At 70.6% G+C, this 15,986-nt stretch carries 14 protein-coding genes and 1 tRNA gene; 7 read left to right on the plus strand and 8 right to left on the minus strand.

Translation table 11 applies throughout. From position 1 onward, the window contains the following. Positions 1-6: 6 nt before the first annotated feature. Positions 7-1,509: an ArnT family glycosyltransferase gene (locus tag DEJ19_RS08065; protein WP_111233424.1), complete on the minus strand. Its 1,503-nt coding sequence runs from the start codon at positions 1,507-1,509 to the stop codon at positions 7-9. Between the two features lie 52 nt (positions 1,510-1,561). On the opposite strand from DEJ19_RS08065, the gene DEJ19_RS08070 reads away from it, so the two are divergent. Continuing rightward, complete coding sequence (locus tag DEJ19_RS08070; RefSeq protein WP_071405350.1) at positions 1,562-2,050, plus strand: hypothetical protein; 489 nt, start codon at positions 1,562-1,564, stop codon at positions 2,048-2,050. Positions 2,051-2,120: 70 nt separating this feature from the next. On the opposite strand, the gene def is transcribed toward DEJ19_RS08070, so the two are convergent. After that, entirely contained in the window at positions 2,121-2,696 is a 576-nt protein-coding gene (gene def / locus DEJ19_RS08075; RefSeq protein WP_111095210.1) for a peptide deformylase, read from the minus strand. A 39-nt stretch (positions 2,697-2,735) separates the two neighbouring features. Between def and DEJ19_RS08080 the strand changes: the two genes are divergently transcribed. The 6 genes from DEJ19_RS08080 to DEJ19_RS08105 all read left to right on the plus strand — a co-directional run bounded on the left by DEJ19_RS08080 (position 2,736) and on the right by DEJ19_RS08105 (position 7,741). Then, on the plus strand, positions 2,736-3,650 hold the full coding sequence (locus DEJ19_RS08080; protein WP_171907811.1) for a DMT family transporter: 915 nt from the start codon (positions 2,736-2,738) through the stop codon (positions 3,648-3,650). 158 nt (positions 3,651-3,808) lie between these two features. After that, positions 3,809-5,020: a glycosyltransferase gene (locus DEJ19_RS08085; protein WP_111233425.1), complete on the plus strand. Its 1,212-nt coding sequence runs from the start codon at positions 3,809-3,811 to the stop codon at positions 5,018-5,020. 13 nt (positions 5,021-5,033) lie between these two features. Then, positions 5,034-5,108, plus strand: a tRNA-Ile gene (locus DEJ19_RS08090). A 7-nt stretch (positions 5,109-5,115) separates the two neighbouring features. Next, positions 5,116-6,240: an AI-2E family transporter gene (locus DEJ19_RS08095; RefSeq protein ID WP_171907810.1), complete on the plus strand. Its 1,125-nt coding sequence runs from the start codon at positions 5,116-5,118 to the stop codon at positions 6,238-6,240. Next, on the plus strand, positions 6,237-7,082 hold the full coding sequence (locus DEJ19_RS08100; RefSeq protein WP_111233426.1) for a DUF1684 domain-containing protein: 846 nt from the start codon (positions 6,237-6,239) through the stop codon (positions 7,080-7,082). The genes DEJ19_RS08095 and DEJ19_RS08100 overlap by 4 nt, the downstream gene beginning before the upstream one ends. A gap of 158 nt (positions 7,083-7,240) precedes the next feature. Then, positions 7,241-7,741 (plus strand): DUF3145 domain-containing protein, encoded by a 501-nt coding sequence (locus DEJ19_RS08105; protein ID WP_027465337.1) that lies wholly within the window; start codon positions 7,241-7,243, stop codon positions 7,739-7,741. A 240-nt stretch (positions 7,742-7,981) separates the two neighbouring features. On the opposite strand, the gene DEJ19_RS08110 is transcribed toward DEJ19_RS08105, so the two are convergent. From DEJ19_RS08110 to aceE, 6 genes are all read right to left on the minus strand, one after another. Continuing rightward, positions 7,982-9,226 (minus strand): beta-ketoacyl-[acyl-carrier-protein] synthase family protein, encoded by a 1,245-nt coding sequence (locus DEJ19_RS08110; protein ID WP_027465338.1) that lies wholly within the window; start codon positions 9,224-9,226, stop codon positions 7,982-7,984. 87 nt (positions 9,227-9,313) lie between these two features. Then, complete coding sequence (locus tag DEJ19_RS08115; RefSeq protein WP_017886710.1) at positions 9,314-9,562, minus strand: acyl carrier protein; 249 nt, start codon at positions 9,560-9,562, stop codon at positions 9,314-9,316. 122 nt (positions 9,563-9,684) lie between these two features. Beyond that, entirely contained in the window at positions 9,685-10,737 is a 1,053-nt protein-coding gene (locus DEJ19_RS08120) for a beta-ketoacyl-ACP synthase III (RefSeq protein WP_258377411.1), read from the minus strand. After that, complete coding sequence (locus DEJ19_RS08125; RefSeq protein WP_111233427.1) at positions 10,734-11,675, minus strand: ACP S-malonyltransferase; 942 nt, start codon at positions 11,673-11,675, stop codon at positions 10,734-10,736. The genes DEJ19_RS08120 and DEJ19_RS08125 overlap by 4 nt, the downstream gene beginning before the upstream one ends. A 95-nt stretch (positions 11,676-11,770) precedes the next feature. Further along, positions 11,771-12,997, minus strand: coding sequence for a PucR family transcriptional regulator (locus DEJ19_RS08130; protein ID WP_027465341.1), 1,227 nt, complete (start codon positions 12,995-12,997; stop codon positions 11,771-11,773). 7 nt (positions 12,998-13,004) lie between these two features. Continuing rightward, positions 13,005-15,749, minus strand: coding sequence for a pyruvate dehydrogenase (acetyl-transferring), homodimeric type (gene aceE / locus DEJ19_RS08135; protein WP_110864671.1), 2,745 nt, complete (start codon positions 15,747-15,749; stop codon positions 13,005-13,007). Positions 15,750-15,986: the final 237 nt, after the last annotated feature.

The raw sequence follows: 15,986 nt of genomic DNA on the forward strand, positions 1-15,986 counted from the left end.
TCGCGGTCAGCGAGCGTCGGGCTCGACCCTGAGCGTGCCGTCCCGGTTGTTGTCCTCGATGATGCCCTGTCGGGGCACGTAGACGTCGAGGTAGTCGAGCCGGAAGTGCTGGAGTTCTGCAGCGTGTTCGTCGAGGAACGTCCGGACCTGCTCGGGCATGGTCCGCCGGGTGTCCGAGCCGACGACGACGGCGTCGAACGGTCCGTTCTCAGGGCGCATGGAGCCACGGTCCCCGAAGTAGATGCGCCAGGTGTTGGCGCTGAACTGGCTGAAGAGGACGCCTTCGGAGTCGTGTCCGCGGACCTTCAGAGCATCCGAGAGCAGAGCGATCCCGCTCGGACGGGTCTGCACGACGGCGACGCCCAGCCGGGCGACGGGGATCAGCAGCGCGGCGACGAGCACTGCGGCCGTGATGCGTCCGACGGGCGGCCGGACGGTCGCCAGGCGCCCGTACCCGATCGCCGCCAAGGCGATGATGAACGGCATCCACGCGTCGTAGTAGTACGGCAGCGAGACGTTGGCGACGATGACGTAGAAGACGAGGAAGACGCCGAGTGCGATGCCGAGGTACGCGACCAGGCGGTCCGGTCGGACGACGAGGGCGGCGACCACACCGATGGTCAGGACGGTGAGCAGCAACCAGCCCGTGCCGTCGGCGAGGAACGCGAAGTTCGCCCACCACGGTGCCGCCGGGTAGATCGTCCCGAGGATGGTCGTCGGGTGCCCGTGGGCGTTCTGCTGCGCCTGGAACCGGAGCATCTGCCCGATGGCCCGGAAGAGCCCGACCGGCAGGTAGACGACGACGAACACGACCACGAACGCGATGCCGCCGTACAGCGCACCGACCCCCAGGTCGCGCCACCGACGGAACAGCAGGGGGAGTGCTCCCACGGCGAGGACGAGCACCGCCGTCGACACCTTCGAGGTCACGGACAGTGCGAGCAGCGCACCCGCTGCGGCCACCCACCACCGGTTGCCGGTCCGCATCCAGCGCCAGGCCGCGGCGAGCGAGGCGACGGCGAAGAAGACCATGAGGGGTTCGAGCATCGCGAACCGGTCGATGCGGACACCGATGACCGACCCGGCTTCCGCCCAGGACGAGCCCGAGCCACGCGGCGTCAGCCACCACATCGCCGCCGCGGTCAGGCCGGTCCAGAAGCCGACCTCGCGTCGCAGCCAGAGGAACAGGACGACACCCGTGCCGAGCATCGCGGTCGCAGCCACCAGCCTCGGTCCGAGCGGCCCCTGTCCCACCAGGAGCTGCGCCACGCCGTACACGTACTTCGCGAGCGGCGGGTGCTCGAGGTTGAGCGAGAAGTTCCCGTGCACGTAGGCCCAGCTCGCGCGGAGGTACACGAACTCGTCGTTCACGATGGTCGGACGGCCGAGGTGCCAGTAGGCGACGAACACAGCAGCCAGGGCGACGACCACGAGGGCCGTCGCACGGACGGGGCGGGAGTGCAGGCGGGGGATGAGGACCTCCAGGACAGAGCGATGCCGGACCATCATCGCAGGAGCCGCCGTACGGGTCGTCCGCAGCGCTTGCTGTTAGCGTTCACAGGTGCACCGTTCCCGTTCGCCTCGACTCACGCTCCTGGGCGTCGTCGTCGCCGTGACGGCGGTGCTCACCGGCTGCAGCAGTGTCGGCCCGGACACCGACGCGTCCGAGGACCCGACGAGCTCGGACACCGGCCTGGGCTCGGGCGCGTCGCCCGTGGTCTTCGCGTTCGTCTGCGCCGCCGACGGATCGGACAGCGAGACCTACACCACCTACTCGGCGGTGTGGGAGGCCGAGCGCGCCGACTGCTCGGCGAAGCGCCTGACCGGGTCGGTGCCGTCGAGCCAGCAGCAGGCCGCGGTGGCGGCGGCGCGCGGCGACGCGACCCTCGTCGAGCTCGCGAGCACGTGCGCGGTCCGCGGCTCGGCACCGTGGACGTCGGCGGTCGCCGACGCGCGCGGCGCGCACGTGGCCGCCGGGCTCCTGCGGTACTGCCCCGGGCACCCGGAGACCGACCGCCTGCGGGACGCATTGGCTGCCTACCGGGGCTGAGCCGGGCCTCCAGGCCGCCCGCCGGACCAGCGACGGGCTGGACGGCACCGGGTGCCGACGCCGACGGGCGTCAGCCTTCGGGGTGGTCGCGACCCGGCAACCAGGACTGGCCGGGGCCGCCCCAGCTGCTCTTGCGGATCGCCTTGGCGACCTGCTTGCCGTACGGGTGCACCAGGCGGTCGGCGTAGAGCCAGCCGTCCAGGTGGTCGTACTCGTGCTGGAAGATCCGGGCCAGCCAGCCGTGCGCCTCGACCTCGAACGGGGTGCCGTGCTCGTCGAAGGCCCGCAGCAGGGCGCCCTCGGAGCGGCGGAGCGGGAACCGCTCACCAGGGATCGACAGGCAGCCCTCGGACTCCTCGTCCTCGTCGAGCTCCTCGACGGATTCGGGCACCGGGGCCGTGATCCACAGGACGGGGTTCACGGCGGCGCCCCGGTGCAGGACGTCGTCGTCGTCGGTGTAGGAGTACACGAACAGGCGCTTGCCCACACCCACCTGCGGTCCGGCCAGGCCGACGCCCGGTGCCAGGTCCATGGTCTCGAGCATGTCGGCGACGAGGGTGCGGAGGTCGTCATCGAACGCGGTGACCTCGGCTGCACGCTCGTGCAGGACGGGTTCGCCGGTGATGCGGATCGGGAGAACGGCCATTCACCCAGGTTATCCGGCGGGGGACGGTAGCCTCGACGCGTGACGACGGACCTCCAGCTGCCCGACGCCGTGAGCAACCTCACGCCGTTCCAGGCGCTGATGATCCCGGTGGCGCTGATCGGTGCGGTGTTCCTGTCGCTCGGGGCGCAGTTCCAGAGCCGCGGGGTGCAGCGGGTCGAGGCACGTCTCGGTCGGCAGTCGAAGGGGCTGAGCGTCCGGCACGTCGTCGGGCTCGTCTCGAGTGGCTACTGGGTGCTCGGCACGCTCATGCTCGGCATTGCCGTGGTGCTCCAGCTCATCAGCATCACGTTCGCGCCCCTGATCGTGGTGCAGCCGTTGGGTGCCGTCGCCCTCGTCATCACGACGTGGTTCTCGTCGCGGTCGTCCGGTGTGCCGCTCGGTCGGCGTGCGCGGCGCGCGGTGTGGACGTGCATCATCGGTGTCGGCATCTTCGTCGGGATCGCCGCGTTCGTCGGGCACGAGAGCGCGATCACCCGTCAGCAGCTCGTCACCGTGCTGGTGATCCTGGCCGTCGTGCTGGTGCTCGTGCTGGTGTCCTTCCGCCTGGTCGCCAAGCACCGCAGTGCGCTGTACTACATCGTCGGGGCGGGGGTGCTCTACGGGTTCGTGGCGACGCTGGCCAAGGTGGTGCTGAACCGGTTCGTGAACGGCACCTTCGACTGGCTGACCGTGCTCGCCATCGTCGGGGTGGTCGTGGCGGCGTCGCTCGGTGGGTACTTCGTGCAGAACGCGTACTCGAGCGGCTCGGCCGACCTCGTGATCGCGGGGCTGACGGTGATCGACCCGATCGTCGCGGTCGGCATCGGCGTGATCGTGCTCGGCGAGGCCTCGGGGGCGCCGTGGTTCGCGGTCGCGGGCTTCGTGGTGGCCGCGGGCATCGCCATCACCGGGGTGTTCCTGCTCGCCAAGCACCACCCGCAGACCCGAGCCTGACGCCGGCCGGCGCGGGCGACCGGCGCGCACGCGGCGGTGCACTCGCCGCGCACCCCGGGTGGTCGCCGCCCTCATCCGCGCGGCTGACGCGACCGTCGATCCTGGTGCGATAGCGTCACTGCCGACCAGCCATCGCCCACGAGAGGACGAACTCAGCCGTGTCAGGAGACGCCACCACCGCCACCGCCGGACCGACGGAAGCGACGGGCGGTCACCGACCGTTGCGCGTGCTGATCGCAGCGGACACCTTCGCCCCCGACGTCAACGGCGCCGCCACCTTCGCCGAGCAGCTCGCCGTCGGCCTGGCCGAGCGCGGGCACGAGGTGCACGTCGTGGCCCCGGCCTCGAGCCGCCGGTACGGCACCTTCGACGAGGAGCACCACGGCGTCACGCTCGTCGTGCACCGCCTGAAGTCGTACAAGTGGCCGCTGCACCCGTGGCTGCGCTTCGTGTGGCCGTGGAGCGTCCGGAAGTGGACCGGTCCGATCCTCGACGCCGTCAAGCCCGACGTGCTGCACATCCAGTCGCACGTGGTCATCGGTCGAGGCATCGTGCACGAGGCGAACGACCGCGGCATCCGGGTCATCGCGACGAACCACTTCATGCCGGAGAACCTGCTCGAGTACACGCCGTTCGGCAAGTGGACGCTGCCCCTCGCGCTGAAGATCGCGTGGAGCGACGCCGCCAAGACCTACCGGCTGGCGGACACCATCACGACGCCGACGAACCTGGCCGCCGACTACCTGCGGAAGGCCATCGCCGGCCAGCAGGTCCTCGCGATCTCGTGCGGCATCGACGCGTCCCGGTACGTGGCGCGCGAAGGACGCCCGGTCAACAACGACATCGTCTTCGTCGGTCGCGTGGCCCCCGAGAAGAACCTCGACGTGCTCGTCCGCGCGGTGGCGCTGCTGCCCGCCGAGCTGTCCGCGACGCTGACCATCGTCGGCGACGGCGAGATGATCCCGAAGCTGACCGCGTTGGCGAAGGAGCTCGGGCTCGAGGACCGCGTGCGGTTCCTGGGGTTCGTCTCCGACGAGCGCAAGCAGGAGGCCCTGACCAACGCGACGGTGTTCGCGATGCCGTCGACGGCGGAACTGCAGAGCATCTCGTCGCTCGAGGGGATGGCGTCCGGGCTGCCCGTCGTCGCCGCCGACTCGATGGCGCTGCCGCACCTGATCGACGGCAACGGGTACCTGTTCACCCCGGGCGACGTGGACGACCTGGCGGCGAAGCTCACGACGGTGCTCACCGCGCCCGAGTCGGAGTACGTCGCGATGCGGGATCGCAGTCTGACCATGATCGAGGCACACGACATCAACCGCACGCTGTCGACGTTCGAGTCGCTGTATCGTGGTGAGCCGGTGGCCTGAGGGTCTCCGGCGAGGGGCGGTAGCCAAGCTGGTCAAGGCAGTCGGCTCATAACCGAACGATCCGCGGGTTCGAGTCCCGCCCGCCCTACGTGCACATGCCAAGGAAGCGCGACACGTCGCAGGACGACCACGCACCGACACCGAACGTCACCTTCGAGGTGACCCGTGGCGGTACCGGCGTGCGCGTGAACGCCTTCCGCCTCGGGTTCATGGGCGCCATCGGGGTGCTCGTCGCGCTGCTCGCCGGTGCGATCATCAACGAGCTCAGCACGGTGCTGGTCTACATCGGGGTCGCGCTGTTCCTGGCACTCGGTATCGACCCGCTCGTGTCGTTCCTGGAGCGGATCATCCCGCGCTGGTCCGCCATCACGATCGTCGTGGTCGCGGTCCTCGGGGCCTTCGCCGGCATCGTGTTCGCCGTGGTGCCGATCCTGGTGGAGCAGGCGTCGAACCTGATCCAGAACTTCCCCGACATCGTGCAGGACATCTCGCAGCAGCAGTGGGTGCAGGACCTGTCGAAGCAGTTCGCCGGGTCGTTCGACATCGACCACGCCCTGCAGTCGCTGCAGTCGTTCGTCGAGAAGCCGGGCAACCTGCTCAGCGTCGGCGGCGGGATCCTGGCGGTCGGCAGCGGCATCCTGTCCGGCGTCACCGGGGCGCTCATCGTCATCATCCTGATGCTCTACTTCCTCGCGTCGATGCGGGGCATGAAGCGTGCGACCTACCGGTTCGTGCCGGCGTCGCGCCGCCAGAACTTCATCGACGTGAGCGAGCAGATCACGCAGGCCGTCGGCCGCTACGTCGTCGGGCAGGTGTCGCAGGCGCTGATCAACGGCATCCTGAGCTTCATCTTCCTGCTCATCATCGGGGCGCCGCTGCCGGTGCTGCTCGCGTCGTTCGCGTTCCTCGGTTCGCTCATCCCGCTCGTCGGCACGCTCGCCGCCGCGATCGTCATCTCGCTGCTCTGCTTCTTCGCGTCGCCGGCCACCGCCCTCGCCGCCGCCATCTACTACCTCGTCTACATGCAGGTCGAGGCCTACCTGATCTCCCCGCGCATCATGTCGCGTGCGGTCCAGGTGCCCGGCGCGCTCGTGGTCATCGCGGCGGTCGCGGGCGGCACGATCGGCGGCGTGCTCGGCGCACTCGTGGCGCTGCCCGTCGCGGCGTCGGTCATCATCATCGTGCAGAAGGTCATCTACCCCCGCCAGGAGCAGGCGTGACGAGCGGCACCGGCGCACCGGACGACGCGGTCGTCGCCGCCTTCGCCGAGCACGTCCACGACCGTGACCGCTGGGCGCGCAGTGCCCGTGGGCCGCTCGCCCTCGTGAACGCCCAGCACGTCGACCATCCGCAGCCGGTCTGGCCGGTCCCCGGGACGTGGGCCCCGGCCGTCGGCGGACTCACCGTGACGGCCGAGGCCTCCAACGGCGTCGTCGTCGACGGCGTCCCGGTCGACGGCACGGTCCTGGTGGCCGGGGACACCGCCGTCGTGCCGTCGACCGTCGCGCTGCCGGACGGCTTCGCCGGCACCGTCAGCGGCGACACCCTGCGCGTCTGGGACCCGTCGTCCGAGGCGATCGCCCGCTTCGCGCAGATCGCCCGCTTCGCGTGGTCCGGCGACTGGGTGACGTCCGGCACGTACGTCCCGCTGGTGGGAGACGACCTGGAGGCCCGTGGCAGCGTCCGCGACGCCGCCGGCGACGCCCTGCCGGTCACCGGACACATCGAGACCGTCGTGGGTGGTGCAACGGTGCGCTTCGTCGCCGTCCGGTCGGCTGCCCACCGCGGAGCCCCGCGGCTGCAGCTCATCGTGCAGGACGGCACGAGTGCCCTGCCGGAGGACGACCCGGGCAGCACCTACTCCATGGGTCGATTCCTGTACCTCGACGACCCCGGCACGGAGGCCACGGTCGAGCTCGACTGGAATCGGCTGGTCCTGCCGCCGTGCGCGTTCTCGTACCAGTACGCGTGCCCGATCCCACCGGAGGACAACCGCGTCCCGGTGCCGATCACGGCGGGGGAGCGACACCCGGTCGACGCGGACGGTGCCGTCCTGCACTGATCGGGGTCGGTTCCTTGCCGTTCCCAGCCGCGGCGCTGCATAATGGGCGTGTCCCGTCGGGACATCACAATCGCATACCGATGGTTCCGTGGCCCCTCGGGTCAGGATCCTCCGCACCAGGTCGATGGGGAAGTCGCACCTGACGTATCGGAGGAACCGTGAACGGAACGACGACAGGAGTGCTCTACGTGCACTCCTCACCCCGCGCGCTCTGCCCGCACGTCGAATGGGCAGCAGGTCGCGCGATGAACCGCGCCGTGAACTTCTCGTGGCTCGACCAGCCCGCACAGGACGGTGCGCGCCGGACCGAGTACACGTGGACCGGTGCGGTGGGCGCCGGCGCCGCGATCGCGTCGGCCCTGCGCGGATGGGAACACCTGCGGTACGAGGTCACCGAGGAGCCGACGAGCGCCTCGGACGGCGGTCGCTGGATGCACACGCCCGACCTCGGCGTGTTCTACGCGCAGACCGACGTCACGGGCAACATGGTCATCCCCGAGGACCGGGTGCGCTACGCGATGGAGGTCGCGGGCAGCAACGCCCTCGAGCTGCACCGTGAGCTCCGACTCGCACTCGGGCAGGCCTGGGACGACGAGCTCGAGCCCTTCCGCCACGCGGCCGAGGGCAACCCGGTCGTCTGGCTGCACCGCGTCGGCTGAGCCAACTCGCAACACGCCGGCGTCTCGGGTGCGCCGGACGCCGACGTCGGGTGCGCAACACGCCGGCGTGCTGTCCTGACGCCGCCACAGACTCGAGACGCCGCCGAATACGGCGGCGTCTCGTCGTTTCCGGGGCGCCTCAGCGACACGACGGCGTGTTGCCGGGACTCCAACCGGCACCGGAACGACGGAAGCCCGCCCCGACGACGCGGGACGGGCCTCCTGGCAGGGTGGGACGGATCAGACGCTGCGGAACGCGACCACGGCGTTGTGGCCGCCGAAGCCGAACGAGTTGCTGACCGCGAGCAGGTCACCCTCGGGCAGCGCGCGCGGCTCGCGGGCGACGTCCATGACGATCTCCGGGTCCTGGTCGTGCAGGTTGATCGTCGGCGGGGCGACGCGGTTGTGCAGCGCGAGGACGGTGAAGACCGCCTCGATCGCGCCGGCACCACCGAGCAGGTGGCCCGTCGAGGCCTTGGTCGCGGACACCACGACGTCGTCCAGGTGGTCGCCGAAGACCCGACGCATCGCGTGGTACTCGGCGACGTCACCGACGGGGGTCGAGGTGGCGTGCGCGTTGACGTGCACGACGTCCTCGATGCTCGCGTCGGCGTGCTCGAGGGCCTGCAGGACCGCACGGGCGGCGGCGCTGCCCTCGGGGTCCGGCGCGGTGATGTGGAAGGCGTCCGAGGTGATGCCGGAGCCGGCGACCTCGGCGTAGATCGTCGCACCGCGGGCTTCCGCGTGCTCCTTCGACTCGAGGATGAGCGCCGCTGCGCCGTCACCGAGCACGAAGCCGTCACGCGTGACGTCGTACGGACGCGACGCGGTCTCGGGGGAGTCGTTCCGGCGCGACAGGGCCTGCATCGCGGCGAACGCGGCCAGCGGGAGCGGGTGCAGCGCGGCCTCGGCGCCACCGGTGATCACGATGTCGGCGTCGCCGTCGGCGATGTGCCGGTACGCCTCGGCCAGCGACTCGGTCGAGGACGCGCAGGCGGACAGGTAGGTGCGGGCACCACCACGCGCGCCGAACTCCATCTCGATGGCGGCGGCGGGTCCGTTCGCCATGAGCATCGGGACCGTCATCGGCAGGACGCGACGCGGACCCTTCTCGCGCAGGGTGTCCCACGCGTCGAGCAGCGTGTTCACGCCGCCGATGCCGGTCGCCCAGTCGACGATGAGGCGCTCGGGCACGACCGACTCGTCGTCGATGCCGGCGTCGGCCCAGGCCTCGCGCGCCGCGACGAGCGACAGCTGCGACGAGGGGTCGAGGCGCTTCGACTCGGGGCGGGTGAGCTGGTCGGTGAGGAACCGGCGCGCCTGGCCGGCGAACTCCACGGGGAGTTCGAGCTCGGCGTAGCGGGGGTCCTCGATGCGGGTGATGCCGGACTTGCCGGCGAGCAGCGCGTCCCAGGTGTCCGGGGCGGTCGCGGCGAGGGGTGAGATCGCACCGATCCCGGTGACGACGACGGTCTTCTTGGTCATGGGACGACGTGTTCTTTCGTTGGGGTGAACAAGATGAGCGCCACGGCCCGCAGGGGTCCGCGGGCCGCGGCGCTCAGGAAGCTCGTGTCAGGCCTGGGCCTTGACGATGTAGTCGACCGCGTTGCCCACGGTCTTGAGGTTCTTGACCTCTTCGTCCGGGATCTTCACGTCGAACTTCTCCTCGGCGTTGACCACGATGGTCATCATCGAGATGGAGTCGATGTCGAGGTCGTCCGTGAAGGACTTGTCGGCGGCGACGGTGTCGGTGGCGATACCGGTCTCGTCGTTGATCAGCTCGGCCAGGCCGGCGAGGACTTCTTCGTTGGACAGGGCCATGAGTGTTCTCCTTGAAGGGGGGTGTCGTTTGACCGTTGACCAGCCTAGGGCACGCGGGGTCCGGGTGCGCGGAGGCTCGTCGGGATGGGGACCGGGCGCGCGGTTGCGCGACCGGACGGGGATCAGGGGAGGACGACCACCTGGGCACCGAACACGAGTCCGGCGCCGAAGCCGATCTGCAGGGCGAGGCCGCCCGACAGGTCCGGGTGCTCCTGGAGCAGGCGGTGCGTGGCGAGCGGGATGCTCGCGGCGGAGGTGTTGCCGGTGGTGGTGATGTCGCGGGCGATCGTCACCGTCTCGGGCAGGCCGAGCTGCTTGGCGAACTCGTCGATGATGCGGATGTTCGCCTGGTGCGGCACGAAGGCGGCCAGGTCTTCGGGGCGGACGCCGGCGGTCTCGAGCGCCTGGCGGGCGACCTTGACCATCTCCCAGACGGCCCAGCGGAACACGGTCTGCCCGGCCTGGCGCATGGTCGGACGCGGTGCCCCGGCCTCCCACTCGTTGTAGGTCGCGGTCATGCCGATGGCGTCCCACTTCGAGCCGTCGGAGCCCCAGATGGTGGGGGCGATGCCCGGGAAGTCGCTCGGGCCGATCACGGCGGCGCCGGCACCGTCCCCGAGCAGGAACGAGATCGAGCGGTCGGTCGGGTCGACGACGTCGCTGAGCTTCTCGGCCCCGACGACCAGCACGTGGTCGGCGAGCCCGGACTTGATGAACGAGTCGGCCTGGGCGATGCCGTAGGCGTACCCGGCACAGGCGGCGCTGATGTCGTACGCGGCGGCCGGGGTGGCGCCGATGCGCTCGGCGAGCAGCGACGCCATCGACGGGGTCGCCACGGTGTGCGTGACGGTGCTCACGAGCACGACGCCGATCTGGGACGGCTCGATGCCGGCCTTCTCGATGGCCTCGCGTGCGGCGGCCTCGGCGAGGTCGACGGCCTCGACGTCCTTGCCCGCGCGCTTGCGGGTGATGATGCCGGTGCGCTGGCGGATCCACTCGTCGGACGAGTCGATCGGGCCGACGAGGTCGTCGTTCGGCACGACGTTCTCGCCGCGGGCGGCGCCGAACGCCAGGATCCGGGTGAACTCGTGGCCGCGGCGCTGCTGGAGCAGCGGGCGCGCGGATCCGGTCGGGAGGCCCGTGGGGGCGTCCGTCGGGGTGGTCGGGTCGGTCATGCGGTTGCGTCTGCTTCCTGGCCCGCGCGCTGCAGCAGGTCGATCGCTGCAGGCAGGTCGTCGGGGGTCTTGATGGCGACGGTCGGCGTGCCGCGGAGGCCGCGCTTCGCCAGGCCGACGAGGGCACCGGCGGGTGCGAGCTCGATGATGCCGGTCACGCCGGCGGCGGAGAAGGACTCCATGACCGCGTCCCAGTGCACGGGGCTCGCGATCTGCTGGACCATCAGGTCGACGAAGCGGCGCCCGTCGTCGACCCGGGAGCCGTCGGCGTTGGTCCAGATCGGCAGGGTCGGGTCCTGCACGGTGGCGGCGGCCGCGACCGGGGTGACCCGCTCGACGGCGGGGGCCATGTACCGGGTGTGGAACGCACCGGCCACGGCGAGCGGGATCACCCGGGCCTTGGCGGGCGGGTCGGCCGCGAGGGCCGCGATGGCGTCTGCGGCACCCGCGACGACGGTCTGGCCGCCACCGTTGTGGTTCGCGGGCACGAGGCCGTGCTCGGCGAGGGCTGCGGCCACCGCGTCGGCGTCGCCACCGAGGACGGCGGCCATCGAGGTCGGCTCGAGCGCTGCGGCGTCCGCCATGGCCCGGCCGCGCTCGGCGACCAGGGCGACGGCGTCGGTCGGCTCGAGGATCCCGGCGACCGCGGCGGCGGTGAACTCGCCCACCGAGTGTCCGGCGACCCCGCCCACCAGGGCGCGACGGCCCTCGGCGAGCAGTGCGTCGGCGGTCACCAGGCCGGCGGCCACGATGAGGGGCTGTGCGAGCGCGGTGTCCTTGATGGTGTCCGCGTCGGAGTTCGTGCCGTGCTCGGCGAGGTCGACGCCGATCGACTCCGACCACTGCCCGACTCGTTCACGAACGGTGGCGTCCTCGAGCCAGGGGGCGAGGAAGCCGGGGGTCTGGGAGCCCTGTCCGGGCGCGACGACGACGATCACCGGACAATCCTCGCGTTCTCGTCCCGCGGGGCCCGTGTGGACTTCCCACACGAATCCCCGCGGGACATTGTCGGTTCTCTACCGTCCGGAACGCTCTAGCGTCGGGGCGTGATGCGGCGACGGCCGGTCGCGGACTCGGACATCGCGCCGAGGATGAGCGCCGACTGCACGATCAGGGCGTCACGGGCGTGCGTGGCGTCCCACCCGATGATGTCGGCGACCCGGCGCAGGCGGTAGCGCACGGTGTTCGGGTGCACGAAGAGCTCGCGCGCCGTGGCTTCGAGCGACCGGCCGGTGTCCAGGTAGCACCACAGCGTCTGCAGGAGCTCGGTGGACTGGTCCTTGAGCGGGACGTAGATGCGCTGCACCAGGGCCGACCGGGCGAGCGGGTCGCCGGCAAGGGCCCGTTCGGGCAGCAGGTCGTCGGCCAGGGCCGGACGGGGCACGCCGCGCCAGGCACGCGCGACGGCGAACCCGGCGAGGGCGGCCTTCGCGCTGGTCGAGGCGTCGACGACCCCGGGGACCTCGTTGCCGAGCACCAGGTGGCCCTCACCGAACAGCGGCTCGAGGGCCTGCGCGATGGTCGTGAACGAGACGGGCTCCTCGCCCTCGGGGACGTCGTCGCGGGGGGTGGCGCGACCGATCACCACGACGAGCCGCGACCCCTGGACCCCGACGAGCACATCGGCGTCCATGTGCCGTGCGGTGCGGCGGACCTGGTCGACCTCGAGCTGCTTCGGTGCGGTGCCGACGAGCACCGCGACCTCGCCGTGGCCGTGCCATCCGAGGGCGGCGATGCGGGACGGCAGTTCGTCGTCGTACTCGCCGGAGAGGATCGAGTCGACCACGAGTGCTTCGAGCCGGGCATCCCACAGACCGCGGGCCTCGGCCGCGCGGGCGTAGACGTCGGCGGCGGCGAACGCGATGTCGCGGGAGTACTTGAGGATCGCCTCCTGCAGCATCTCGTCGTCGGCCGCGCGTTCCTCGACCACGGTCACCACGACGCGGATGAGCTGCAGGGTCTGCTGCAGGCTCACCGAGCGCAGGAGCTCCCGCGGGGCGGACCCGAAGACGTCGGCCGCGGCGATCCACGGCGTCGACGCGGTGCCCTCGAGCCAGCTGATGAACGAGGTGATGCCCGCCTGGGCGACGAGGCCCACGGCGGAGCGGCGCCCCGGCGGCATCTCGCTGTACCAGGGGAGCGTGTCCTCGAGCCGCTTGATCGTGGCGGTGGAGAGTTCTCCGGACACCTGACGGAGCCAGGAGAGCGCGCGCTCGCGCGCGCTCTCCTGGCTCTCGTGGTCCGGGCGGACCGTCGTCACGGGTTGATCAGCTCTCGCCGCCCGCGCTGCCGGTGGTGCCGGCGGTCACGTCGTGCAGGCGGTACTTGTCGATCGCCTGCTGGACGAGCGCGCCGTCGACCTTGCCCTGGCGGGCGAGCTGCTGCAGCGTCCGCACGACGACCGAGGGGCCGTCGATGTGGAAGAAGCGGCGAGCGGCCGGACGGGTGTCCGAGAAACCGAAGCCGTCGGCGCCGAGGGTGGCGTAGTCGGTCGGCACGAACGGGCGGATCTGCTCCTGCACCAGATGCATGAAGTCGCTCACGGCGACGACCGGGCCCTCGGTGCCGAGCAGACGCTCGGTGACGAACGGCGTGCGGGCCGGCTCGTTCGGGTTGAGGAACGCCTGCTGCTCGGCGGCCACACCGTCGCGGTACAGCTCACCCCAGCTCGTGACGCTCCAGACGTCTGCCGACACGCCCCAGTCCTCGGCGAGGAGCTGCTGCGCCTCGAGGATCCACGGCACGGCGACACCGGACGCGAGCAGCTGGGCCTTCGGGCCGTCGTGCTCGCTCGACTTGAGCAGGTACATCCCCTTGAGGATGCCCTCGACGTCGACGCCCTCGGGCTCGGCCGGCTGCACCAGCGGCTCGTTGTAGACCGTCAGGTAGTACATGACGTTCGGGTCGGCGTGCTTCGGCGAGCCGTCCTCGTTCGTGCCGTACATGCGGTCGAGGCCGGCCTTGACGATGTGGCCGATCTCGTAGCCGTACGCAGGGTCGTACGAGACGACGGCCGGGTTCGTCGTGGCGAGGAGCGGCGAGTGACCGTCCGCGTGCTGCAGGCCCTCGCCCGTCAGCGTGGTGCGGCCGGCGGTGGCGCCGATCATGAAGCCACGGGTCATCTGGTCGCCGGCGGCCCAGATGGCGTCACCGGTGCGCTGGAACCCGAACATCGAGTAGAAGACGTAGACCGGGATGAGCGGCTCGCCCTGCGTCGAGTACGAGGTGCCGACCGCGGTGAACGCTGCGAGGGCGCCCGCCTCGTTGATGCCGACGTGGATGATCTGGCCCTGCGGGCTCTCCTTGTAGGCCAGGAGGAGCTCGCGGTCGACCGACGTGTAGTGCTGGCCGTTCGGGTTGTAGATCTTCGCCGACGGGAAGTAGGCGTCCATGCCGAAGGTGCGCGCTTCGTCCGGGATGATCGGGACCACGCGGTCGCCGAAGTCGGGCGAGCGCAGCAGGTCCTTCAGCAGGCGTGCGAACGCCATGGTGGTGGCGACCTCCTGCTTGCCGGAGCCCTTCTTGACGACCTGGTACTTCGAGTCGTCCGGCAGCGTGAACTGCGTGTACTTCGTGCGACGTTCCGGCACGTAGCCACCGAGCGCGCGACGACGCTCGTGCATGTACTGGATCGCCTCGTCGTCGTTGCCCGGGTGGTAGTACGGCGGCGTGTAGGGGTTCTCTTCCAGCTGCGCGTCGGAGATCGGGATGCGCATCTCGTCGCGGAACTGCTTGAGGTTGTCGAGCGTGAGCTTCTTCATCTGGTGGGTCGCGTTGCGGCCCTCGAAGCTCGGGCCGAGGCCGTAGCCCTTGACCGTCTTCGCCAGGATGACGGTCGGCTGGCCCTTGTGCTCGGTCGCGGCCTTGAACGCGGCGTAGACCTTGCGGTAGTCGTGGCCACCGCGCTTGAGGTTCCAGATCTGGTCGTCGGTGTAGTCCTTGACGAGCTCGAGCGCCTTCGGGTCGCGCCCGAAGAAGTTCTCGCGCACGTAGGCACCGTTCTCGGCCTTGTACGTCTGGTAGTCGCCGTCCGGCGTCTGGTTCATCAGGTTGAGGAGCGCGCCCTCGGTGTCGCGGGCGAGCAGGTCGTCCCACTCGCGGCCCCAGACGACCTTGATGACGTTCCAGCCCGCACCGCGGAAGAACGCCTCGAGCTCCTGGATGATCTTGCCGTTGCCACGGACCGGGCCGTCGAGTCGCTGCAGGTTGCAGTTGATGACGAAGTTCAGGTTGTCGAGGCCGTCGTTCGCGGCGACCTGGAGCTGCCCGCGGGACTCGACCTCGTCCATCTCGCCGTCGCCCAGGAACGCCCAGACCTGCTGGTCCATGGCGTCCTTGATGCCGCGGTTCGACAGGTACTTGGCCTGCTGCGCCTGGTAGATCGCGTTGATCGGGCCGATGCCCATCGACACGGTCGGGAACTGCCAGAAGTGCGGCATGAGGCGCGGGTGCGGGTACGACGACAGGCCGCCGCCGGCGTGCGACTTCTCCTGCCGGAAGCCGTCGAGCTGGTCCTCGGAGAGGCGCCCTTCCATGTACGCGCGGGCGTACATGCCGGGGGAGGCGTGGCCCTGGAAGAAGACCTGGTCGCCACCGGAGGGGTGGTCCTGCGCGCGGAAGAAGTGGTTGTAGCCGACCTCGTACATCGCGGCGCTCGACGCGTACGTCGAGATGTGCCCGCCGACCCCGATGCCGGGACGCTGTGCACGGTGCACCGTGATGGCCGCGTTCCAGCGGATCCAGCGGCGGTACCGGCGCTCCAGCTCTTCGTCGCCGGGGAACTCCGGCTCGTTCTCCGGCGCGATGGTGTTCACGTAGTCCGTCGTCGGGACCATCGGCACACCGAGGTGCAGTTCCTTGGACCGCTTGAGCAGGCTCAGCATGATCTCGCGACCGCGCTGGTGTCCGTGGGTCTGGACCAGCCCGTCGAGGGACTCACGCCATTCGGCGGTCTCCTGCGGATCCTGGTCGTTCGCCCCGGCGCTGTACGGGTCCTGGTCGTTCACCGTCACCCTTGACCTCGTTCGTTCTCGTGGTGGTGGACATGGTGGCTCCGGTGGTCGGGTCGCGACCGGCTGGGGCCCCGTCCACTCTAGGCCCCAGGACCGACGCTGATGCTGATGGTGACGTGCATGTGGACGGGTGCTTGCATTCGCGTGTCGTCGGCGTAGCATGGCCGATCGTGCACACGCGATCCGCGGCGCACGGACCCGACGGGCACACCCCACGCCCGAGGAAGAAGCACACGT

This window comes from Curtobacterium sp. MCSS17_016 (assembly GCF_003234255.2).
Lineage (GTDB): Bacteria > Actinomycetota > Actinomycetes > Actinomycetales > Microbacteriaceae > Curtobacterium > Curtobacterium flaccumfaciens.